The organism is Agrobacterium sp. ICMP 6402, from assembly GCF_009498615.1.
In the GTDB taxonomy this organism is placed as follows: Bacteria; Pseudomonadota; Alphaproteobacteria; order Rhizobiales; family Rhizobiaceae; genus Agrobacterium; species Agrobacterium burrii.
Window position 1 is genome coordinate 40,622 of sequence record NZ_QSNV01000010.1, and the last position, 22,731, is coordinate 63,352.

18 protein-coding genes are annotated in these 22,731 nt (G+C 59.0%); 12 read left to right on the plus strand and 6 right to left on the minus strand.

The annotated features are described in order from the left end of the window. Position 1: 1 nt before the first annotated feature. The 4 genes from DXT96_RS21645 to DXT96_RS21660 all read left to right on the plus strand — a co-directional run bounded on the left by DXT96_RS21645 (position 2) and on the right by DXT96_RS21660 (position 3,802). Positions 2-1,057, plus strand: a complete 1,056-nt coding sequence (locus DXT96_RS21645) for a maleylacetate reductase (protein ID WP_153516434.1) — start codon at positions 2-4, stop codon at positions 1,055-1,057. 15 nt (positions 1,058-1,072) lie between these two features. Further along, positions 1,073-1,960 carry a hydroxyquinol 1,2-dioxygenase gene (gene graB, locus DXT96_RS21650; protein WP_153516538.1) on the plus strand — a complete coding sequence of 296 codons (888 nt, stop codon included), beginning with the start codon at positions 1,073-1,075 and terminating at the stop codon, positions 1,958-1,960. Continuing rightward, on the plus strand, positions 1,957-2,295 hold the full coding sequence (locus DXT96_RS21655; protein ID WP_153516435.1) for a YciI family protein: 339 nt from the start codon (positions 1,957-1,959) through the stop codon (positions 2,293-2,295). Before graB ends, DXT96_RS21655 begins: the two co-directional genes overlap by 4 nt. A gap of 220 nt (positions 2,296-2,515) precedes the next feature. Then, entirely contained in the window at positions 2,516-3,802 is a 1,287-nt protein-coding gene (locus DXT96_RS21660) for an aromatic acid/H+ symport family MFS transporter (RefSeq protein WP_153516436.1), read from the plus strand. Between the two features lie 105 nt (positions 3,803-3,907). Here the strand turns inward: DXT96_RS21660 and DXT96_RS21665 are convergent, their stop codons facing one another. From DXT96_RS21665 to mprF, 4 genes are all read right to left on the minus strand, one after another. Beyond that, positions 3,908-6,232 (minus strand): DUF1217 domain-containing protein, encoded by a 2,325-nt coding sequence (locus DXT96_RS21665; RefSeq protein WP_153516437.1) that lies wholly within the window; start codon positions 6,230-6,232, stop codon positions 3,908-3,910. 311 nt (positions 6,233-6,543) lie between these two features. Continuing rightward, positions 6,544-7,875 (minus strand): telomere resolvase, encoded by a 1,332-nt coding sequence (locus tag DXT96_RS21670; RefSeq protein ID WP_153516438.1) that lies wholly within the window; start codon positions 7,873-7,875, stop codon positions 6,544-6,546. A 285-nt stretch (positions 7,876-8,160) separates the two neighbouring features. Then, positions 8,161-9,531 (minus strand): virulence factor, encoded by a 1,371-nt coding sequence (locus DXT96_RS21675; protein WP_153516439.1) that lies wholly within the window; start codon positions 9,529-9,531, stop codon positions 8,161-8,163. Continuing rightward, positions 9,528-12,128 (minus strand): bifunctional lysylphosphatidylglycerol flippase/synthetase MprF, encoded by a 2,601-nt coding sequence (gene mprF, locus DXT96_RS21680; RefSeq protein WP_149899805.1) that lies wholly within the window; start codon positions 12,126-12,128, stop codon positions 9,528-9,530. The genes DXT96_RS21675 and mprF overlap by 4 nt, the downstream gene beginning before the upstream one ends. A 277-nt stretch (positions 12,129-12,405) precedes the next feature. On the opposite strand from mprF, the gene DXT96_RS21685 reads away from it, so the two are divergent. Further along, on the plus strand, positions 12,406-12,699 hold the full coding sequence (locus tag DXT96_RS21685; protein WP_142840594.1) for a hypothetical protein: 294 nt from the start codon (positions 12,406-12,408) through the stop codon (positions 12,697-12,699). A gap of 59 nt (positions 12,700-12,758) precedes the next feature. Here the strand turns inward: DXT96_RS21685 and DXT96_RS21690 are convergent, their stop codons facing one another. Further along, positions 12,759-13,799 (minus strand): dipeptidase, encoded by a 1,041-nt coding sequence (locus DXT96_RS21690; protein ID WP_153516440.1) that lies wholly within the window; start codon positions 13,797-13,799, stop codon positions 12,759-12,761. Between the two features lie 236 nt (positions 13,800-14,035). Here DXT96_RS21690 and DXT96_RS21695 point away from each other — a divergent pair, with 236 nt between their 5' ends. The 7 genes from DXT96_RS21695 to DXT96_RS21725 all read left to right on the plus strand — a co-directional run bounded on the left by DXT96_RS21695 (position 14,036) and on the right by DXT96_RS21725 (position 21,840). Beyond that, positions 14,036-15,631: an ABC transporter substrate-binding protein gene (locus tag DXT96_RS21695; RefSeq protein WP_153516441.1), complete on the plus strand. Its 1,596-nt coding sequence runs from the start codon at positions 14,036-14,038 to the stop codon at positions 15,629-15,631. A gap of 2 nt (positions 15,632-15,633) precedes the next feature. Beyond that, complete coding sequence (locus DXT96_RS21700; RefSeq protein WP_153516539.1) at positions 15,634-16,647, plus strand: ABC transporter permease; 1,014 nt, start codon at positions 15,634-15,636, stop codon at positions 16,645-16,647. Continuing rightward, a complete protein-coding gene (gene nikC / locus DXT96_RS21705; protein ID WP_080807181.1) occupies positions 16,644-17,546 on the plus strand; it encodes a nickel transporter permease in 903 nt (300 codons plus the stop codon). Before DXT96_RS21700 ends, nikC begins: the two co-directional genes overlap by 4 nt. A 3-nt stretch (positions 17,547-17,549) precedes the next feature. Further along, positions 17,550-18,380 (plus strand): ABC transporter ATP-binding protein, encoded by an 831-nt coding sequence (locus DXT96_RS21710; RefSeq protein WP_006312136.1) that lies wholly within the window; start codon positions 17,550-17,552, stop codon positions 18,378-18,380. Further along, on the plus strand, positions 18,377-19,117 hold the full coding sequence (locus DXT96_RS21715; RefSeq protein WP_149899810.1) for an ABC transporter ATP-binding protein: 741 nt from the start codon (positions 18,377-18,379) through the stop codon (positions 19,115-19,117). The genes DXT96_RS21710 and DXT96_RS21715 overlap by 4 nt, the downstream gene beginning before the upstream one ends. 227 nt (positions 19,118-19,344) lie before the next feature. Next, complete coding sequence (locus DXT96_RS21720) at positions 19,345-20,856, plus strand: serine hydrolase (RefSeq protein WP_153516442.1); 1,512 nt, start codon at positions 19,345-19,347, stop codon at positions 20,854-20,856. Positions 20,857-20,943: 87 nt separating this feature from the next. Next, the gene (locus tag DXT96_RS21725; RefSeq protein ID WP_153516443.1) at positions 20,944-21,840 is read left to right on the plus strand and encodes a LysR substrate-binding domain-containing protein; all 897 of its coding nucleotides are present in this window, start codon (positions 20,944-20,946) and stop codon (positions 21,838-21,840) included. Positions 21,841-21,847: 7 nt separating this feature from the next. On the opposite strand, the gene DXT96_RS21730 is transcribed toward DXT96_RS21725, so the two are convergent. Continuing rightward, entirely contained in the window at positions 21,848-22,714 is an 867-nt protein-coding gene (locus DXT96_RS21730) for a D-amino-acid transaminase (RefSeq protein WP_153516444.1), read from the minus strand. Between the last annotated feature and the right edge of the window lie 17 nt (positions 22,715-22,731).

Genomic DNA, 22,731 nt, shown 5'->3' on the forward strand with positions numbered 1-22,731 from the left:
CATGCAGCCCTTCGTCTACATGGCAGCGCCGGCCCGCATCGTTTTCGGCGCGGGAAGCTCAGTGGGGATGGCGGAGGAAATCCGCCGCCTTGGCCTGTCGCGGGCGCTGGTGCTCTCGACGCCACAGCAGAAGGCGGATGCGGAAGCGCTGGCTGCCCGGCTCGGTAGTCTCGCGGTTGGCGTCTTCTCCGAGGCTGCCATGCACACGCCGGTTGAGGTGACGAAAAGGGCGGTTGAAGATTATCGCGCCGCCAATGCGGATTGTGTCGTGGCGCTGGGCGGCGGTTCGACCACCGGTCTCGGCAAGGCCATTGCGCTGCGCACCAATGCGGCGCAGATCGTCATTCCGACGACCTATGCCGGCTCGGAGGTGACGCCCATTCTCGGCCAGACGGAAAATGGGGTGAAGACCACCATGCGCGGCCCGGAAATCCTGCCTGAGGTAGTGATCTACGATGCGGAACTGACGCTCGGGCTGCCCGTGGCCATCAGCATGACGAGCGGGCTGAACGCCATGGCCCATGCAGCCGAGGCGCTTTATGCCCAGGATCGAAACCCCATCGCCAGCCTGATGGCGGTGGAGGGATTGCGGGCAATGGTCGAAGCGCTTGCCCGTGTGAAGGCCGAGCCGCAGGATATCGCGGCGCGCGAGACGGCACTTTATGGCGCATGGCTGTGCGGCACGGTGCTCGGCGCTGTCGGCATGTCGTTGCATCACAAGCTTTGCCACACCCTTGGCGGCAGTCTTGATCTGCCGCATGCGGAAACCCATGCGGTGCTTTTGCCGCATACCATCGCTTATGTGGAGCAAGCGGTGCCCGATCTGCTCGCGCCGCTTGCCGCACTTGTCGGTGGGAAGGCCGGGGCAGGGCTTTTCGATTTTGCTGCCCGACTTGGTGCGCCATCAAGCCTCGCAGCGCTTGGTGTGCAGCGGAGCGATCTCGATCCCATGGCCGAGCTGGCGACAGCCAATCCCTATTGGTGCCCGCGGCCAATCGAAAAAACTGCGATCCGCGACCTGTTGCAGCGCGCCTTTGAGGGCGCGAGGCCGGAGTGATGGGAGGAAGACATGATGGATACGAAGATGACCAGCGATGATGGCTATTTCGTTGAGGAGCGTTCGGCTGAAACCGTGATTGCCCGCATGCGCGACTGTAACGATCCGCGCCTGAAGGAGATCATGGCCGTCGTTACGCGCAAGCTGCACGAGGCGGTGAAGGAAATCGAGCCGACCGAGGAAGAGTGGATGAAGGCGATCCATTTTCTCACCGAGGTTGGCCAGATCTGCAATGAATGGCGGCAGGAGTGGATTCTGTTCTCCGATATTCTCGGCGTTTCCATGCTGGTCGACGCCATCAATCACCGCAAACCGAGCGGCGCGTCGGAATCCACCGTTCTTGGGCCTTTCCATGTGGCCGATGCGCCGGAAATGCCGATGGGCGCCAATATCTGCCTAGATGGCAAGGGCGAGGATATGCTGGTGACCGGCCGTATTCTCGATACCGAAGGCGCACCGGTTGCCGGTGCGCGCATCGATGTCTGGCAGGCCAATGACGAGGGCTTCTACGACGTGCAGCAGAAGGGCATTCAGCCCGATTTCAATCTGCGCGGTGTTTTCGTCACCGGCGAGGACGGGCGCTACTGGTTCCGGGCGACGAAACCCAAATATTATCCGATACCGGATGACGGCCCGGTCGGGCGATTGCTGCGGGCCACGGGGCGTCATCCTTATCGGCCGGCGCATCTGCATTATATCGTTTCGGCAGAAGGTTTTGGCACGCTCGTCACGCATATTTTCGATCCGGATGATCCCTATATCCGTTCGGATGCGGTGTTCGGTGTGAAGGAGAGCCTGCTGGCCGATTTCCAGCGGGTGGAGGATGCGGAAAAGGCCCGGCAACTGGGTTTCATCGGCGACTGGTTCTGGTCGGTGAACCATGATTTCGTGCTGGCCCGATGAGTGGCGGCAGCGACCGTCCCGGCCTCTATGTGCGTTTTGCCGAAAGCGACCCCGCTGCCGCGGAGCAGCGGAAGGTGCAGATGGATGCTCACAAGGCCTATTTGCGCAGTGAGGAGACCGCGCCCCTGGGGTTCAGAATTCTGGCGTCCGGCCCCATGCAGGCGGAAAGCAGCGGGTCATCAGCTGCACTCGTCATCGCCGAAGCCCATTGCATTGAAGATATGATTGCCTTCAGCGATGCCGATCCATTTGTCATTCACGGCGTCTACAAGCGCGTTCGTATCCTGCGCTGGACGCCGACACTGTCGAGGGTTCCCGGGCTGAAGCCTGACTGACATTTCTGTCGGGTCCTGGGGCCTGACAATGATCAATATTGCATTTGCAATTTTTGCAAATGCAATGCTTAATCGAAGACGGGTGATATCGGCGATATGTGTCTTGACAGGAGCGGGACACATATCAGGGTGGAGCAGGCCGGGCACTCGCGGAGCTATCGCCAGGAACGGGAGACGCAATCCATTCCGGATAGCGCGTTCAGGCGTGAAAGGGAGGAAGATGTCCACGAATTATATGAGCGCCGCCTCAGTGCGGACGAAAAACCCGGCTGGCGTCATCGCGACATGTGGTCTGATGATCATGTTCGACGGTTACGATCTGGTCGTTTATGGCGCGGTTGCGCCGGCGCTGCTGAAAGAGGGCGCATGGGCGCTCAATCCTGCCATGGTCGGTCGCGCTGCGGCGCTGACGCTGGTGGGAATGCTGCTGGGCGCTCTGTTTGCCGGCACCATGGCCGACCGTATCGGCCGCCGCAAGGTCGTGCTCATCAGCCTTGCCGTATTTTCGGCTATGATGATCGCCTCGGCCATGACGCCGAACTTTCTGGCTTTTGAAATCACGCGCTTCCTCGCTGGTCTCGGGCTTGGCGCGCTTTTGCCGACAGTGACCGCGCTGGTGCTGGAATTTTCGCCGCCCAAACGCAAGGCGCAGGCGAATTCCCTGTCTTTCCTCGGCTATCTTATCGGCGGCATCATCTCCGGCCTGATGGGCATCCTTCTGCTGGAAACCTATGGCTGGCGGCCCTTGATGCTGATCGGCGGTCTGCCGCTTATTCTTTTGCCGCTATTCATGCGCTTCCTGCCGGAATCGCCGGAATGGCTGGCAAGCAAGGGCCGGCAAGCGGAAGCGGACGGTATTTGCGACACTTATGGCCTGCAACGCATCGTGCCGCACGCCAAAATTCAAAAGGGTGGTGTCGGCGCGCTGTTTTCGGAAGGCCGGCTGCTTTCGACGCTGAATGCCTGGGGCATTCACTTCTGCTCGCTGCTTCTGACCTTCGGCATGGTCAACTGGTTGCCGACCATCATGAACAAGATGGGTTATGATATCAGTTCGGCGCTCAGCTTCTCGATCATGCTCAATGTCGGCGCCGCTATCGGCATTCTCATTGGCGGGCGGTTTGCCGATAAGGGCAACGTCAAGGTGGTGGTGGCGGTGCTGTTTGCCATCGGTGCGGCCTCTATCTGGGCTCTGACGGCAAACAAAGGGCCGCTGCTGTATGTCTTCGTCGCCCTTGCCGGTGCCGGAACGATTGGAACCCAGATCCTTGCCAATGTTTTGGTCGGAAGGCTTTACCCCGTCCATATTCGCGGCACGGGTCTCGGCTTTTCGCTGGCGGTTGGTCGTCTCGGTGGCATCGCCGGCCCGATGATCGGCGGCCTCGTGCTGCAACGGGGGCTGGCTCCCGAGTGGAATTTCTACATTTTCGGTTCGGTCGCGTTGGTTGGCCTGATGCTGACCGTGATGACGCTGCTTTACCGCACCTCGGGTGACGAGCGGGTTTGATGAACGAGGTGCTGGCCGCCGGGTGAAACCTGCGGCCAGCAGAATGGCTGATGCCTCATGCATTCAGCGACGACACGGTTCTGAATTCTCACTGCAACGAATGATCTAGCTTCTGCGACCGCTGCGGAGTTGTGCGAGGGTCGCAAGCGTATTGCCGCTGATCCCGCCGTTATTGCTGAACAAAGCCATACGCGGATCGGATTCGGCGCTGTTCGCTTCGAACATCACCAGAAAGCGGCTGACCAGCTTTTCGACCTTTGCAGGGTCCTGCAGGTCTTTCATCTTCAGCCTCTTCTCGATCATCTTTGCCTGCACATCCACTTTGGAATTTGCCGTTTCGGCAGGCATTCCAAGGGCGGTGCGGGTGAATTCCGCCAGCGCATTGTCGGCGAGGATGTCGTAAGGATTGGAAATGCCGCCGGCCATTCGCTTGAAATAGAGCGCCAGTCGGACACCGGAGTTTTCCTCTCCCGCCCGCTCCTCCAGCGTCTGGCGCACATAGTTGTCGCGCGTTTCCATCAGGCTGCGGGTATTCTGGATCGTCTGGCCGGTTGTCGCGCGGATATTTCCCTTGGTATCAAAGTTGAAAGAACCGGCAAGCGCGCGAAAGCGGGTATCTTTTTCGGTGTTGGCAAAGCTTTTGGGGTCTTTAAGGTCGGACTTGAAAATCTTCTTCAGATAATCGGTGGTCACCGATTTGGGGTCGATGCGTTGGGCAACCAACATGAAATCGAGCAGGCGGCGGTCGGCAAGCAATTGATCGACTGTTTCCAGCGTCTCCATTTTCTCGCGATAGTAGGAGACTTCCTTCTCTCCCTTCTCCCTGACTTTCTTGTCCTTGTCCCAACGGGTGACTTCGGTGAGATAACGGCGTGAAATGCGGGTGATCTCGTTTTCCGCCTGGGCAAGGCGCGGTGAGCCGATTTTGCCTTCTGAATCGAAATTATATGCCTTTGCCAGCCGCACGAACCTGTCATCGTTCAAGCTGCGAACATAGCTTTTCGGGTCTGACAGATCGCTTGTGAGGGCTTTTTTCAATTTGAAGGTCGAGGCTTCCTCCGTGCTGATATTGAACGCCTTCAGCGCGAAATTGCGAACCGTGACTGCGGCCGGCGCATTCGACAGAAAGTCCTCCAGGTTTTTCGTCAGGCCGATATAGCGTTTGTAGTCCTTGATTAGCCTTTCGTCGTCGGCCACGTCGTCGTCATCGTAGCGGCTAAAGTAAAAGTTCATCATCGTGCTAAGCTGCACATCGGTCTGCACTGCCTTTCCAGGCGCGACTTTGCCGTCGTCACCGAAATTGAAAGCTTTTGCCAAGTCGATGAGGCCTTTGTCCTTCTCCTGATAAAGCGGGCTTTGCGCGTCCTCAGGATTTTGGCGAAGGGCCCACTGGATTTTCTTGTCGATGTCGACGTTGTCGAGCAGATTAAAGGCGACGATCAACATTTCTCTCAGGCGGCCATTGCTGGTCATCTGCCCTGCATCGGTGACGCTCTTGATCTTGTCCACGAAGAAATCACGATTAAGAATCGCGCCGGCCTGCGTCAGGCGCGGGCTAGAAAGAACGTAGGTTTCGTTGATCAGCCGTTTCTGGGCCGTCGTCTGCGCTGGCGTGCCGGTATCGACGGCGCCATCGTCGCGGAAGTTGAACGCCGCCGCCATTTCGAACAATTTATAGGCATCTGCGATGCGTTTATTGTACTGGTCGATCAGATATTGGACCTTGTCGCGCGCCGGCTTGTCGGTGGTGGGAATATTGTCCCGCTCAATTCGCAGACCTGCCGTTTTTAACTGCCACTCATTGACCAGCGGTTCGTAGGTCTTGTTGACGTAGCTATCGGCACTGCTGATATCGCTGGTCAGAACATCTTTGAGATGCTTGTAGCTGAAGCTCTGGGCATCGATGCCGAAAGATTTGAAAACATAGTCCCGAAGCCGCGTGTTTTTGAATATGTCATCCAAATGACCGACCTTGTCGATGAGGATGTTGTAATATCGCGTTTCCTCCTTCAGTTCCTCGTTTCGTTGCTCGATCGTGCTGCTATACGCGGCAACCAGCCGGTCCTGCTGGGATTCGGTCTGAACCGCTTTTTCCGCTTTGATATTGCCGAAATCGAACGCTGCCGCGAAATCGCGGTAGCGGGTGTCCTTCATCTTGTTGGCGAAACTGTTCGGGTCGTTGAGGTCACTTTCCAGCACCTTCTTCATGAAGGCGGTGGCGTAAGTCATGTCTTCCAGCCCAAACGCTTTCATGGCGTAGGAATAGAGTTTGTAGTCCTTCAGAAACTCGTCGAGGTTTTTAACCTTGCCGATATTGTCCGCATAATATCTGGCGTCCCGCGATATGACGGGGTCATTCGCGACACGTTTCAGCGACAGGCCGAGGTCACGATTATAGAGGGCATAAGTCGTGTATGCGGGCAGCACCATGTGCCTCCGGGAAAATTGTTGCCGAAATCTATGTGTGAACAAATACTATAATTGAATTATCGCAGTATTGTCTTGTGCGAGACTGTATTTGTTGAAATTGTATTTATGTTAAGTATTTTATATTTTTTAAATTAGAAATTTATATTCTGATAAGACGAATTTTTCTTGATGTTGTCTCTTAGGGTTTTCGCGCAGATAAAAGCTGCACATGGCCAACAGGCAGCCCAAAGCGGTATGCGGAAATGCGCCGCCGCAGTTTCTGGGCAGTTTCAAGATGTGCCAGTTTTTGGACGGGAGCGGCTGCGGCTGCCTTAGGGCTTTTTGCCGGAGACAGGCGTGATGCTCGCCATTTGCTGCAGTGTCCGCTCATTCGTGCGCTTGGCGCGCGCCAGCGCATCGTCGCGATCTTCGGGCAGCGTGTAGGTCATGTAGGACAACGAGGTTTCGAGGTCGTTGTTATTGTGCCCCAGAATGGCAGCGAAATAGCTATTCTTGGTGACGTGGGGCGGGGCGAAATTGTGATAGGCGACTTCGGCATAGAGGTGCCGCAGGCCATAGGGCTTGGGAAGTTCTTCCTTCGGCCAGAAATCCTCAAACAGGTTAAAAACCGTATCCCGAAGCAATAGACGGGTTTCCGATGAAAAATCGTCGATCGACATGCCGTGCCACAGTTTTCCCTGCCCGCTAGCGCGCAGCCGTTCATAGGCGGAGAGAATGGTGGCGGAACGGGCAAGGACCGGGATTTCGTAGGTAATACCGAATTTCGTTCCTTCTCCCTGTTTCGTCTTGGCCTGGCCGTTGAACAGGATGCTCCATTTGGAAACACCCTTGCCATAGGGGGCGGGGGAAAACTCGGCCTGGGTGAAGACTTCGTAGGGACGCCGTCCCGTCATGCCGATCAGGCCGATGCCGATCATCAGCGGGTCATTGGACTGGAGAGCGTCGGTGCAAATCTTCAGAACCTGCCGGTAGTTGTCGAAGGTGATCAGCGCACCATGCTTGGTGGCGATCTTCTCCATCTTCACCCGGCGGGCGTCGTCATACATCGCCGCATCGCCGGTTGCGATCTTCAGCATCGGATGCTCATCACCGAAGGCCTCGCGAATGGCGTTACGGTATTTGGTAATGTAGGAGATGATCGTCGTCTGCGCCCTGTCCTTCATGGTGCCAAGCTCAGCGTTCCACAGGGCCTGCATTTCATCTTTCTTGGCCACACCATTCATCGCTGCAATGAAATCCGCGATACGTAGAAGAACCGTGGGCTTTCGTCCCGCGGTGTTGAATTCCGCCCGTTCGATTTTTTCGACGATGGATGTCGCCACGCCGGTTTTCGGATAGTCGGCCCGTTCGATATAGGTATTCAGCCGTTCGCGCAGTTTTTTCATGTTGCAGATGGCAAGCGGTGTGCTCTTTGGGCCGAATTCGGCCTTCAGGGCATACCTATATTTCATGATGTAGAGTTCGAGCGTCTTTTCGGTGCGGCCATTGTCGAAATGGTAGCGGACCTCCGCGTCCCACAGATCGCGGATTTTTTTGTTCCGCACAGCGTCGCTGCTTTTCATCGCCTCTCTGACGCCAGCGACGAACTGGTCGATGCGTTCCACGAGGACGGGTGTTTTTGTCTTGCGCTTTAAGGCGGGCATACGGCGGCTCCCTGAACCGGTCCGAAAATATAAAATCAATGGTTGGCAATCAACAGAAGCATGGTTGAGGAAACGCCATGAACATTCGCCGCCGGCCGGGTTCTTTTGAATAATAATTTAATCGATTCCGCAAGCGTGGGTGGCGATCGAAGACGGGTTTCGAACTGCCGCCGGTCATTCAACCGGGGCTGAAGGCTGCGGGAGATGATGTTTCCGGGGAGGGAGCCTGCAAATTCATGTTCGGAGCTTCGGAAATTTTCCCGAAGCCCCTCAGGTCAAAATACTCTATTTAGGCAGGCGGGTCTTCAGCGATGTCACAATCCGCTTTGCAAGCGCCTCATAGTCTTCGTCGAAATGGTGGCCGCCTTCAATGGCGATCGTTTCCACACCCTTCGCCTTCAGGCCGGGGCAGGGGTCTTCCTCCTCCTCCTCCGTGCCATATACGCACTGAACCAGCTTCGGATCGATCTTGGCGATGTCATCCACCGTCTTGCCGCCCTTGCCTTCGCCAGCCACGCCGAGCCAGCCCTGAACGGAAATTTCGAAATCCACTTCCGTCGACAGACCCAGCAGGGAGAGCTGCACGACGTGGGATTTTGCGCGTTCCGGCAGAAGATTGTAGGTTGCAGGAATGATGTCGGCACCGAAGGAATAGCCGATCAGCACAACGTTGCGAACCTTCCACTGCTTGCGATAGGTGTCTATGATGCGGCCAAGGTCGCTTGCCACTTCCTGGGGCTGCTTTTCTTTCCAGAAATAACGCAGGGCATCGACGCCGATCACGGGAATACCCTGTTTCTGCAGCGCGCCGCCCACTTCCTCGTCAAGATCACGCCAGCCGCCGTCGCCGGAATAGATCACCGCCATGGTGTCCATGACAGGGCTGGTTTCCAGAACCTTGATCGGTAGGCCGAGCGGGCTGTCGGTGTCGCCGGCGGCGTCGATCTGGTCGGACAGGGTCTGTGTCAGGATGTCGTCCGCCTTGTCGGTCACATCCGTCACGTCAATATCGGGATGCAGCTTGACGAGTGCGTTGACGTGGTCGCGGCCCTTCTGGTCCGCCGCGGGCGTAAACAGCACGTTGACGGGCGCGGGCAGTGGACCATCGGTCAGGCCATAGACCGTTTCGCCATCCACCTTGTCCTTGGTGGCGGGGGTGCAGAGGATTTTCTCAAGCGGCAGGCCAGCCTTGGGGTCGACGGCGAGAGCGTCGCGGACGGTGGAGACAGGGCTTTGTGCGATCATCGCCAGCGCCAGCGTTCCGCCCTTGCCGATGCCGGTGAGAATGGGCTGGCGATAGCTGCTGGTGCCGGCGGTGCGCTGGATCTGCTGCGACAGCGATTCGATGTCCGAGATCATGTAGATGCAGTCGTCGTCATCGGCTTCGAGCGCCTTCAGATATTCCTTGAAGTCGATGCCGACCACGGCGGCACCCTTTGCAACCAGCGCCTTGGCGCGCTCTTCGTCGGCACTGGTCCAGCCGTCCGCGTCGGAAATCAGGAAGACGCTGGCGAGAATATCGCCGTCCGGTACCATGATGTGTTCGGCCGGGATCATGCCTGTCTCATAGGCTGGCTTGTCCTGCGCAAAAACGGAGGTAGAGGCGAACAGGGCGGAAGCGGCGATGACCGCCTTCATCGTGGTGGATTTTCTCATTTTCCGATCACTCCTCTGACGCCGCCGCTGATCAGAACCGTTGCATCCATCAGCGCCAGCGCGGCGTCTGCGCCGTTCTGAACGGCAAGGTAACGCGGTTCCCATTTCGGGTGGAACTTCGTCTTGAACGCACGAAGGCCCTTGAAGTTGTAGAAGCGTTCGCCGTGTTCGAACAGCGTGCTGCCGATGCGATCCCAGACGGGTGCTGCATCGCGCTTCGACATGCCGGACATGGGCGCCATGCCAAGATTGAAGCTCTCATAACCCGCCTCACGCAGATATTGCATGATACTGACGAAGAGGAAATCCATCGCGCCGCGCGGCGCATCCGCCGAAAAGCGCATGAGATCGACGGTGGCTTCCTTTTTCGTTTCCGTCACCATCAGATTGGCGAAGGCGGTAATCTTTCCATCCTTGCGCAGGATGGCAACGGGTTGTGACAGGATATAGTCCGGTTCGAAAGCACCGAGCGAGAAGCGCTTTTCCCGCGTATTGTGATGCGCAAGCCAGCCATCGGAGACCTGTTTCAATTCATCGAGAATATCCGGCACCTGCGATTGTTCGACAACCTCGAAGGTCAGCCCGTCGCGTGCGCCGCGGCTCAAGGACTGGCGAAGGGTGGCGAGCTTGCCGCCCTTCAGTTCGAATGCGGTGAGATCAACCAGCGCCAGTTCGCCGAGCTTGAAGGCGCGCAGTCCGGCATCGGCGCAATGGGAAAGCAGGAACGGCGAAATCTGATAAAAGGCGGCGCGTGCTCCCGCCGAACGGGCGGCTTCCACAAATTGCCAGACGAGATCGGGGAAATCCTCCTCGTCACCAACCGGATCGGCAAAGGCGATCCAGGAACGGCCTTGAATGCCGTACATGATGAAGGCGTTGCCGCTCTCGGAGAACATCACGTGTTTGTCGCCCATGCGCACGAGGTTGGCGTCGGCGGCGTCCTGTTTCATGACGATGCCGGTTGCGTTTACCACGTCTTCGGGCTCGATCGCATCCGGCCTGTAGGCCACCGGCCGCATGAGGCTGAAGATGGCGATGGTGGATGAGGCGAGCACGAGACCGAGAAGGGCGCGCAAACCGCGCGGCGCTTCTTCGGAGAATTCGAACTGCCACCATAAGGTCTGACTGTAATCCGTATCGCGATAGACAAAGAGCAGGATGGTTGCCGCGCCGGCGACGATAACGGCCATGGCGGCGAGCCAGCTCGGTCCGAGCGCCTGTTTGACCAGCGATGCATGGCGGTTGAAGCTGCGCATATTGGCGGCGAGTGCGATGATGAAGACGCCGAGGATCGCGGCTTCAAAGACGGCGATGGCCTTGAGGATGGAGAGAACAAGCGCCAGCGAGGCGGCGACCAGCGCAATCCACCAGGCTCCATCAAGCCGCTGCCCGAGGCCACGTGAGGCGACAACGAGCACAAGGCCGAGAATGCTGGTGAGAAAATGCGCGGCCTCGATGATCGGCAGCGGCACGAAATTGGACAGGAAATCCAGATTGCTGTCGGGCGTCGGCGTCACGCTCGAGAAGATCAGCATGGTGCCGAGGATCATCGCGAAGGTGGATAGCAGCGGCGGCGCGAGCCGCACGGCAAGCTGGCTGATATCGGAAACAACAGGCTTTGCGGCGAACTGCTTCATCTCCGAGACCAGCATCACCAGAATGGCGACCACCAGCGGCAGGACGTGATAGATCACGCGGTATAGAACGAGGCTGCCGAGCAGCTGGTCGACGCTGATGGCGTTGCCAAGCCCTGCGACCATCACGGTTTCAAAGACGCCAAGACCGGCCGGCACATGGCTGAGGACGCCAAGGCCGACGGCCGTGGCGTAGATGGCGAAAAATGTCGGCCAGCCGAGATGCGTATCGGGCAGCAGCACGTAAAGCACGGAGGCGGAGGCGGCGATATCGAAAGCCGAGACGAGGAACTGGCGCGACGATGTGCGGCTGTCGGGAAGGCGAAGACGCCATGCGCCAAGACGGATCGTGTGACCGTTGCGCCCGATATAGGCGGCAACAACGAGGACGGCGATCACGGCGAGCGCCGCTCCGCGGAGGAACAGCGCGTCAACCCCGATGATGGCAGCGATGCGCGGTGCGACGATGAAGGTGGAGACGGCGCTGACCGAAAGCAGGCCAAGCCCGAAGGACAGCGTGACGAAAGCGATGACGCGGGCGATTTCACCAGGCGACAGCCCGAGCCGCGAATAGGCGCGAAAGCGGATTGCACCACCGCTCAAAGGTCCGAAACCGGCGGTATTGCCGATGGCATAAGCGGCAAAAGCCGTCGCTGCCATGGGCGGAAACGGCAATTTGCGGCCGATATATTCGATTGCATTGGCATCGTAGAGTATCAGCGCCAGAAAACTGAGCGCCGTGAAGAAAATGGCAAGCAGAACCGCCGAAGCCGAGGTCTGCGTCAGCGCGTCGATGACGTCGTCATAACGCACTTCGGAGGTCAGGTGATAGATGGCGAAGGTCATCATCACGAAGACGAGCGTGATGGCGATCGCAGTCAGATAGGGGCGGTTTCGGGCAATAAAGCTTTCAACCGCGGATTCCGCGACATCGGTTTGTGTGATTTCGCTTTTGTCTGCCATTTGCTTTATCCAGCGCCCGTTCCCAAGCTTGGCGAACCACAGGAATGTGTCGCTAATTCGTTTCGGTTGAGGAAATGTGATTAGCAGAAAAGCATGAAGTGTCGATGTAGAGTTTGGCCCGCTGGTTGGTGAATTTCGCCAATTCTGAGGGCAAAAATGCAACTATGAAATGCATGATTTGCCGGATTGTTGCGAAACATACCAAATTGACCGCTGCGGTTGCTTGGTGGTGGCGTTTGATGCCATTACACGCTCCTTTTGATTGAAGGAGATGCAGATGAACACGCCTACAAGAATAGCGCTTTCGCTCGTCGTCGCCCTCGTGGCGGGTGGCGGATACATGGCCGTGGACAAGATGCGCGGTGCCGAATGGGTCGTTTCGCCGCAGCAGATTGCGGAGGCCAAGGCAAAAGGGCAGATGGGTTATGAATCCCGTCCGGGCACAGTGACCGTGTTGCCGATCCGCAGTGAAACGGCGGATGTATTGCCGATGAAATGGGCGATGATCGGTGTGGTTGCCGGGCTTCTGGCCTTCCGGGCGAGCGGCAAGAAAAAAGCGGCAAAGGCTTAAGGAGCCTGCCGCTTCATATCTCCGGCGTTCTGCGCCGGAGATGGATTTTACGCTGAGCCTTACGCGCCCCAGGTTTTTTCCAGCACACGGACCCAGTTGCCGTGGCAGATCTTGGCAAGCGCCTCGTTGTCGTAACCGCCCTTGCGCAGGGCTTCGACCAGCAATTGCAGATCGCCTGCATCCTTCATGGCGGCGGGAATGGTGGTGCCGTCGAAATCCGAACCGAGGGCCACGTGATCGATGCCGATGCGGTTGACGATATAGTCCACATGGCGGACGAGTTCGCCAAGATCGGTATCCGGGTTCTTTACGCCGTCCTGGCGCAGGAACAAAACGCCGAAATTGATGCCGGCAAGACCACCCGTGTCGCGGATGGCATCCAGCTGGCGATCCGTCAGGTTGCGGCTGTGGTTACACAGCGCATAGGCGTTGGAATGAGAGGCGACGAGCGGCGCGTCTGAAATCCTGGCGATGTCCCAGAAACCCTGCTCATTCATGTGCGAAAGGTCGACCATGATCTTCAGTTCGTTGCAGGTCTTCACCAGCCGCTTGCCGGCATCGGTGAGGCCGGGGCCGATATCCGGCGTCGAGGGGAAACGGAAGGGAACGCCATAAGCGAAAATGTTCGGGCGGCTCCAGACCGGTCCGAGCGTGCGAAGGCCCGCCTCGTAGAGCACGTGCAGTGCATCAAGATCAGCGCCGATCGCTTCCGCACCCTCGATATGGAAAACCGAAGCAAAAGCGCCCTCTGCCATGGCGCTGCGGATATCGGCGGCGGTGCGGCAAACCTTCAGTGCGCCTGCGGATTGTTTTTCGGCGCGGAACAGCAGGCCGGCCATGGCGAGCGTCGCCTTCAGCGCGTCCGCTTCTGCCGGTGTCGAAAAATCGCCGTTGGCGTCCTTCTCCATGCTTGGCGACGGCACGTAGATGGCGCAGAGGCCACCGGCCAGCCCACCCTTCCTGGCGCGTGGCAGGTCGATGTGGCCAACCGTGTCACCCTCGATGAGGAGGGTTTCGGGAGAGGCATTGCCCGATCGCCATAACCGCAGAAGCACATCGTTGTGGCCGTCGAAGACGGGTACGGTTTTTTCATCGGTCATGGTCATTCACCTTCGGATAGGGGGAGGGCGCGGATGCGCGCCTATTCAGACTTTTGGAAATTGGTAGAGGAAAGGTCAAGGCCGGAGCAAATGCAATCCGTGCATAGGCTCTGCCAAATTTGGAATTGGTCGGGCCTCGTTTGCTCGTGTTAATCGCGGGAAAACATAAAAAAAATGACTGGATTGGGGCAAGCCCACACCGTTTCCGAAAAATAAGGTCCGAAAGGGGATTTTCGATGATTTCAAGACGCAACCTGCTGATCGCTGGCGCTGCCGTGCCGTTCCTGTCCTATGCGCGCATTCCGGCATTTGCCGCGACACCGAAGGATATTCTGGTCGTTGCCCAGCAGCTGGACAATATGACGAGCCTTGACCCACATGAAGGTTTCGAGGCTGTCGGCGGTGAAATCATCTCCAACATGTACCAGAAGCTGGTGCGCGCCAATCGTGAGGATTCCACCAAGGTTGATCCCGTCATCGCAAAGTCCTGGGAAGCCGATGCGGACAGCAAGATTTTCACCTTCGTGATCGGTGACGAAGCGACCTTCGCGAGCGGTGCTAAAGTGACCGCGGAAGACGTCGCCTTCTCGCTGCAGCGCGCTATCAAGATGAACAAGAGCCCGGCCTTCATCATCAGCCAGTTCGGCTTCACGCCTGAGAATGCCGAAACGACCATCGTTGCCGCCGACGACAAGACGGTGAAGCTGACGACGGCAAAGCCGACCGCCATCTCCTTCCTGCTTTATTGCCTCTCCGCCAATATCGGTGCGATCGTCGAAAAGAAGGCGGTTCTCGCCAATGCATCGGGCGAAGACCTCGGCAATGGCTGGCTGCAGAAGAACAGCGCCGGTTCCGGCGATTTCATGCTGCAGGCCTGGAAGCCGAGCGAAAGCGTCGCGCTCACCGTCAATCCGAACGGTCCCTACAAGGGCAATATCAAGCGCATCGTGCTGCGCCACGTCACCGATCCGTCTTCCCAGCTTCTGATGTTGCAGAAGGGCGATATCGACATTGCCCGCGACTTGACCTCGGAACAGCTGCGCACCGTCAAGGACGACGCCAATATCGAGTTGGAGCGCAAATCCATCGCCTCGCTGGTTCTGATCTCTCTTAATCAGGGCAATGAGAACCTTGCCAAGCCGCAGGTCTGGCAGGCGATCAAGTGGGCGCTGGACTATAAGGGCATGCAGGAAAACCTCGTGCCGCTGACCCACAAGGTTCACCAGAGCTTCGAGCCGGAAGGTTTCCCCGGTGCGGTCAACGATACGCCCTACCAGCGCGATGTCGAAAAGGCCAAGGCGCTGATGGCCGAGGCCGGTCTTGCCGACGGTTTCGAGATCAGCATGGACCACTATTCCGCCCAGCCTTACCCGGATCTGGCGCAGGCCATTCAGGCCAATCTTGCCGATATCGGCATCAAGGTGCGTCTGCAATCGGCTGAAAACCGTCAGGTTCTGACCAAGATGCGTGCGCGCGAACACCAGATGGCGCTCTCCGCATGGGGTACGGATTATTTCGATCCGCATTCCAACGCTGATGTCTTCAATATCAACAAGGATAATGGCGACGACGCCAAGTCGAAGCCCTTCCTGTGGCGTTCGCGTTTCAAGAATGACGACTTTGCCGCCAAGGCGGAAGCTGCCCGCGACGAGCAGGACCCGGCAAAGCGCGTGGAGCTTTATGAAGCCCTGCAGCGCGAATCCATGGAAAACAGCCCGTTCGTGTTCATGTTCCAGACCACGAAGACGGCCGCTTTCCGTAAGGGCGTTTCCGGCTTTGAACTCGGTGTTCTGTCCGAGGGCAATTCCTACCACGATGCGAAGAAAGCGTGACATTGAACAAGCGCGTCAAAAGCATATCGTCGATACTGGGCAGCGTCATTCTGACGCTGTTCGGTTTGATGGTCATCACCTTCATGATCGGGCGCGTCATGCCCGTCGATCCCGTCATTGCGGCGGTCGGCGACAATGCGCCTGAAGACGTCATCGTGCGCGTGCGGGCCGAAATGGGCCTCGACCAGCCGCTGGTCGTGCAGTTCTTCCACTATGTCTCGCAGGTCCTGCACGGCGATTTCGGCAATTCCATCCTGACCCGCAATCCGGTCTGGATTGATATCAAGCGTGTTTTCCCTGCTACCTTCGAACTCGCCACGGCAGCGCTTATTCTCGCAGCGCTTATCGGCATTCCGCTCGGCGTCTGGGCCGCCGTGAAGCAGGGCAAGGTAACGGACCAGATCATCCGCGTCGTCTGCCTTGCCGGCCATTCTGTCCCTGTCTTCATGCTGGCGCTGATTTCGCTGCTGGTCTTCTACGCAACGCTCGGCGTCGCACCCGGACCGGGCCGGCAGGACATCATCTATGACGGCATGATCACCCAGATTACCGGCCTGATGACGGTCGACACCCTGCTTGCCGGCGACTGGGGCGCGTTTTACGACGCCGTTGCCCATATGGTGCAGCCGGTCTGCATTCTTGCCTATTTCAGCATGGCCTATATCACCCGCATGACACGCGCCTTCATGATCGATGCGCTGAAGGGTGAATATGTCATTACCGCCCGCGCCAAGGGGCTGTCGGCGATGACCGTCATCTGGGGACACGCCTTCCCAACGGTTGCCGTGCAGCTCGTCACGGTTATCGCGCTCACCTATGCCGGCCTTCTCGAAGGTGCCGTGGTGACGGAAACCGTCTTCAGCTGGCCGGGCCTCGGCCAATACCTCACCGTCTCGCTCATGAACGCGGACATGAACCCGGTCGTCGGAGCAACCCTGTTGATCGGCTTCATCTATGTCGCCCTCAACCTGCTCGCAGACGTGCTTTACAGAGTTATGGATCCTCGCGTTCGATGATGTTAGCTAATTTCAGAAACTGGGCGCTTGACGAGACGCCGCATTCCCGCACACAGGCTGCCTGGGGGAACCGGTATCGCATCTGGCTCAACCTCAAGTCCAATCCGCTGGCGGTGATCGGCCTGACCATCATCGTCCTTTTCATCGCGCTGTCGCTGCTGGCGCCGCTGCTCGCGCCCTATGATCCGGCAACGCAGAATCTCGGCAATCGCTTAGCGTTTCCAAATGCCGAACACTGGTTCGGCACGGATGAGCTGGGCCGCGACATTCTCTCGCGTATTCTCTATGGCGGCCGCGTCACGCTCGGCATGGTCATTGCCGTCGTCGTTCTTGTCGCACCCATCGGTCTCGCCATCGGCTGCATCGCCGGTTATTTTGGCGGTATCGTCGATACGGTGTTGATGCGGGTGACGGATGTGTTTCTGGCCTTCCCGCGCCTCATTCTGGCGCTCGCCTTCGTCGCGGCGCTGAAGCCCGGCGTTGAAAGCGCCATTCTCGCCATCGCGCTTACCGCATGGCCGCCCTATGCGCGTCTGGCGCGCGCCGAGACCATGACGGTGCGCGGCAGCGACTTCGTCGCGGCCTATAGGCTGACCGGCGCTTCCGCCTGGCGCATCATCGCCCGGCATATCGCGCCGCTCTGCGTGCCGAGCCTCATCGTTCGCATCACGCTCGACATGAGCTCAATCATCATCACCGCCGCCAGCCTCGGCTTCCTCGGCATGGGTGCACAGCCGCCTTCGCCGGAATGGGGCGCGATGATTGCCACCGCCAAGCGCTTCATCTTCGAGCAATGGTGGGTCGCCACCATTCCCGGCATCGCCATCTTCCTCGTTTCGCTCGCCTTCAACTTCCTTGGCGATGGCCTGCGTGACGTTCTCGACCCGAAGGGACATTGAGCCATGCTGGTCGAAATCGAAAATCTGAAGATCGCTTTCCAGACCCGCACCAGCCGTTTCGAGGCGGTGCGTGGTGTCTCCATGAAGCTCGGCACCGAAAAGCTCGGCATTGTCGGCGAATCCGGTTCGGGCAAGAGCCTGACGGCGCGGGCGCTGATGAAGCTTCTGCCTTCCAATGCGGATATCCGCGCCGACAAGCTCGCCTTCGACGGTATCGACGTGCTGTCCGCCAGTGAAAAGCAGATGCGCCAGATCCGTGGCAAGCGGGCCGGTTTCATTCTGCAGGACCCGAAATATTCGCTGAACCCGGTGAAGACCATGGGTGCGCAGATCGCGGAAGCCTGGCGCGCCCATAAGGGCGGCAGCAAGCGTGCGGCCATGGAAGCGGCAATCGCCCTGCTTGATCAGGTGAAAATCCGCAACCCGCGCCAGGTCGCTTCGTCCTACGCCCATGAGGTTTCCGGCGGCATGGGTCAGCGCGTGATGATCGCCATGATGCTCGCGCCTGATCCGGAGCTTTTGATCGCTGACGAACCGACCAGCGCGCTCGACGCCACGGTGCAGGCGGAAATCCTACGGCTGATCGAGGAGCTGGTGTCGGAACGCGGCATGGGCCTCATCCTCATCAGCCACGATCTGCCGCTCGTTTCGCATTTCTGCGATCGCGTGGCCGTCATGTATTCCGGCCGGGTGATGGAGGAGCTGAAGGCTTCCGAACTCCTGAAAGCCGAACATCCCTATACGAAGGGACTTCTGAACTGCATTCCCTCGCTGACGCATCCGCGCGAGCGTCTTCCCGTTCTCAACCGTGATGCAGCGTGGTCCAGCCAATGATCGACGTCGAAAACCTCCGTATCAAGTTCGGCGACCGCGAAGTGGTGAAGGGAGTTTCCTTTTCGGTAGAGAAGGGCGGCAGCTTCGGCATCGTCGGGGAAAGCGGTTCGGGCAAATCCACCATCCTGCGCGCCATGGCCGGTCTGAACGAAAGCTGGGAAGGCCGCATCGCCTTTGCCGGAAAGGATGCACCGCTGAAGCGCACGCCTGATTTCTTCCGGCAGGTGCAAATGGTGTTTCAGGACCCCTATGGGTCGCTGCATCCGCGCCAGACCATCGACCGCATTCTCAGCGAATTGCCGCTGGTGCATGGCATGGACAATATCGAAAAACGCATCCAGCAAGCTTTGTCCGACGTGGCCCTGCCGCAGGCGGTGCGCTTCCGTTTTCCGCACCAGCTTTCGGGCGGCCAGCGCCAGCGCGTGGCGATTGCCCGTGCGCTGATCGCCGATCCGCAGGTGCTGCTGCTCGATGAGCCGACTTCGGCGCTCGATGTCTCGGTGCAGGCGGAAATCTTGAACCTGTTGCAGGACCTGCGCGCGGCGCGCAACCTCACCTATATTCTCGTCAGCCACAATCTCGCGGTCATTGCGCATCTTTGCCCGCAGGTTGGCGTGATGCTGAACGGCGACATGGTGGAGCAGCTGAGTGCCGGCGATCTGCGCGAGGGCCGCACGACACATCCGCATACGGAAGAGCTGCGTAGTTTGAGCATCCGGCTGGAAGAACCGGCCTGAGGGCTGGCCGCCTAACTGAGGTTGCCCATGGATCGAGCGGGTGCCGCTCGCTTCTTCTCCCCGCCGGGGAGAAGTCCGCGGCAGCGGGATGAGGGGGCAAACTCTCCGAAATCCGGTAACGTTGCCCCCTCATCCGACCCTTCGGGCCACCTTCTCCCCGGCGGGGAGAAGAAACAAGCGGCGATGCCGAGGCTTTCTGCAAAGACCACAAGACACGAGACCGAACAATGCCACAGCAATTCGACTGGAACGCCGCTTCAACCCTTTCAGAGAGCTTCGTCTCGCAATGGGCGGACAACGAGCCGGGCGGGGCGGTCATCGGTTTTGATCTCGATGGCATCCGGTTCGCCCATGCGGGCGGTGTCGAAAGTCTTTCGACCTTCGCGCCCTTCACGCCGCAGAGCGTGGTGCGGTATGCCTCCGTCACCAAACATGCTTTCTGCGCCATGGTGCTCGCCCATTCCGACCTGATCGGCCTTGACGACCCACTCGGCAAACATCTGCCGGAGCTGCAATCGCCGCTGCGTGATGTCACGGTCGGGCAGGCGCTGGACATGAGCGGCGGGTTGCCGGATACGCGCGAATGCTTGTCGCTGCTTGGCCTTTCCGTCTATACCGAAACGAAGGCCGGCCCGCTTCTCGATTACCTGTCGCGACTGACCCGGCTGAATTTTTCGGCCGGCAGCGAGGTGTCCTATTCCAATACCGGTTACCGTCTGGTGGAAGCGGCGCTGGAGCGCTGCGGTTTCCGCTTCGATGATTTCGTGCAGACGCAGATTGCCGGTCCCTTTGGTGTGTTTCTGAAGGCGCCGGATGTCTGGAACGATCCTGTCGACGGTCTGGCGCCCGGTTATTGGAAGTCCGAAGACAACTGGCAGCTTTCGGCGGCCGGCCTGCATATTTCCGCTTCCGGCAGCCTTGCCGGCAGTGCCGAAGCGCTGACCCGCTGGCTGCAGGGCCTGATGCGGGGCGAGGGCAGCTTTGCCGGCGTTCTGGACGCGCTTTCTACCGAACGACCTCTCGCGGATGGACGGATGAGCGAATATGGCTTGGGCTTGCGCTGGTCGCATCTCGGCGACAGGCGCTTCGTCGGCCATGGCGGTTCGCATCCCGGCTACAAGACTTATTTCCTGCTTGATCCACAAAACGACACGGGTTTCGTCGTGGTGTCGAACCGCGAGGATACCAACGGCTTCAAGATCGCGCTGGAAAGCATGGCGGCTTTGACCGGCCTGCCTTTGCCCAAACCCGCTGCCAGCCTGCCGGAAGGCCTCTATGTCACCGAAAGCGGTCCATGGTGGCTGGAGATCAAGGGCAGCACATCGACCTTCATCGATGGCGACGACACGCTTTATGAAGATGTCGATGGCTGGGTCTCTTCCCGCTCCGCATCCTCGCCGATGCGCCTCAGGCTAGACGGTGAGGCCATTGTCGGCGATGCCGGCCACGCCGCCCGCCGCTTCCTGCTCGTCGGTGAGCATGCCGTGCCGAATGACCTTTCGGGCTTGTGGCGTTCGGATGAGGGGGCGGAATTTTCGATCAGCGGCTCGTCGCTGACGATGGGCATCGGCCCCACACGCCGCAGCATGCCGTTGAAGGCGTTGGGCAACGGTCGCTTCCTCTTCACGCTCACCGATGGGCCGTGGACGAAGCGCGTCTGCCTCAACCGGCTGGGTGACGACCGGATCGAGCTGGTGTCAAGCCGGGCGCGGATGATCGAATATTCCCGCGCGCGGTAAAGGGGATTTCAAAGACGCCTGAATGCTCCTAATAAAGACCCGTGTTCCCGGCAGGCCGGGACAACATCTTTGTGGGAGAACAGGCCCTTGGAAGTCAAATGGCTCGAGGATTTCCTGGCGCTGGCCGGAACGCTCAATTTCTCGAAGGCGGCGGATGAGCGGCATGTGACGCAATCCGCCTTCAGCCGGCGCATCAAGCAGCTGGAAGCCTGGGTGGGGGCGACGCTGGTCGACCGTGCTTCCTATCCGTCGCGGCTCACCGAGGCGGGCGTGAAGTTCGTGCCGGTGGCGCAGGAGACGCTGAAACAGCTCTACCATGCGCGGCGCACCCTGCTGCAGGAAGAAGGGGCCGATGCCAAAACCGTGCGGCTGACGGCGCTGCATACCCTGTCCTTCACCTTCTTTCCCGACTGGCTGAAACGGGTGAACGAGAAGGCCGGGCCGCTTTTTTCGGTTTTGCGGCCCGATTCCGGCAGCATGGAGGAAAACCTCAATTCGCTGGTGGACGGGCAGAGTGATTTTCTGCTGACCTATGCCCATCCCGAAGTGCCGATGCTGCTCGATGCGCAGACCTTCGAGTTTCGTGTGCTGGGTGCGGAAAACATCACGCCCGTTTCCGCGCCCGCTGCGGATGGCTCACCACTGCATGCGCTGGCGGAAAATGCGAAAAAACCCTTTGCCTATCTGGATTATGAAAAGGCTTCGTTCTTCGGGCCGTTGCTGCGCGATCTCCTGAGCGCGCGGTTGCCGCAATTCGAGCGGGTGCATGAAGGCAGCATGTCGGTGGGGCTGAAAGCCATGGCGATGGCCGGCTGGGGTGTCGCCTGGGTGCCGGAGAGCCTGATGCGGCAGGAGCTTGATAGCGGCGCTCTGGTGCGCGCCGCTGATTCAAGTTTCGATATTGCCGTCGATATCAGGCTTTATCGTTCCAAGGAGAACCGCCGGCCCGTTGTTGAGCGCATATGGGCGGTTCTCGAAGGTTAGAGCTGGTTCAGATGGCCGTGCGGCGGGCGTTTTCGAGGTAGAGCGCGCGCAGGCGGCTTACCATCGGGCCGGGCTTGCCGTCACCCACCGGCTTGCCGTCGATCTTCGTGACCGAAACCACGAAGTTGGAGGCACTGGTGAGGCAGGCCTCGTCGGCATTCAACGCCTCTTCCAGCGTGAAAGGCCGTTCTTCCAGCGTGAAACCGGCTTCCTTGGCCAGTTGCAGGGCGGCAAGGCGGGTGCAGCCGGGCAGGGTCTTGTTGCTGTTGCCGCGGGTGATGATCTTTTTATCGGCGGTGACGATGTAGGCGGTGGAAGATGCACCTTCGGTGACGAAACCGTCCTCGATCATCCACGCCTCGTCGCAGCCTTCGGCCTTGGCGATGCGTTTGGCCATGACCTGCGGCAGCAGGCAGACGGTCTTTATATCGCGACGTTCCCAGCGCTGGTCGGGAACGGATTTGACGGCGATACCGGCTTCTTCGACGGGCGTGCCGATCAGCTTCCTGGCCTGGGTGAACATGACCAGTGTCGGCTTCAGATCGGCGGAGAACAGAAAGTTGCGGTCTTCCGCACCACGCGTCAGCTGCAGGTAGATCATGCCTTCGACGAGGTTGTTGTCGGCAATCAGGCGGCGCTCGGCCTCGACGATTTCCTTGGTCGTGACCGGCAGCGGCACATCGATTTCGCGGGCGCTGCGTTCCAGCCGGGCCATGTGCAGGTCGCTGTCGATCAGCTTGCCTTCGAGAACCGAGGTGACTTCATAAATGCCGTCGCCGAACAGGAAACCGCGGTCGAAGATGGAAAGGCGGGCGTCCGTCTCGGGCAGGAATTCGCCGTTGACGTAAACGATGCGACCGGATTGGCTAGTCATGAGAACTCCGTCTGGAA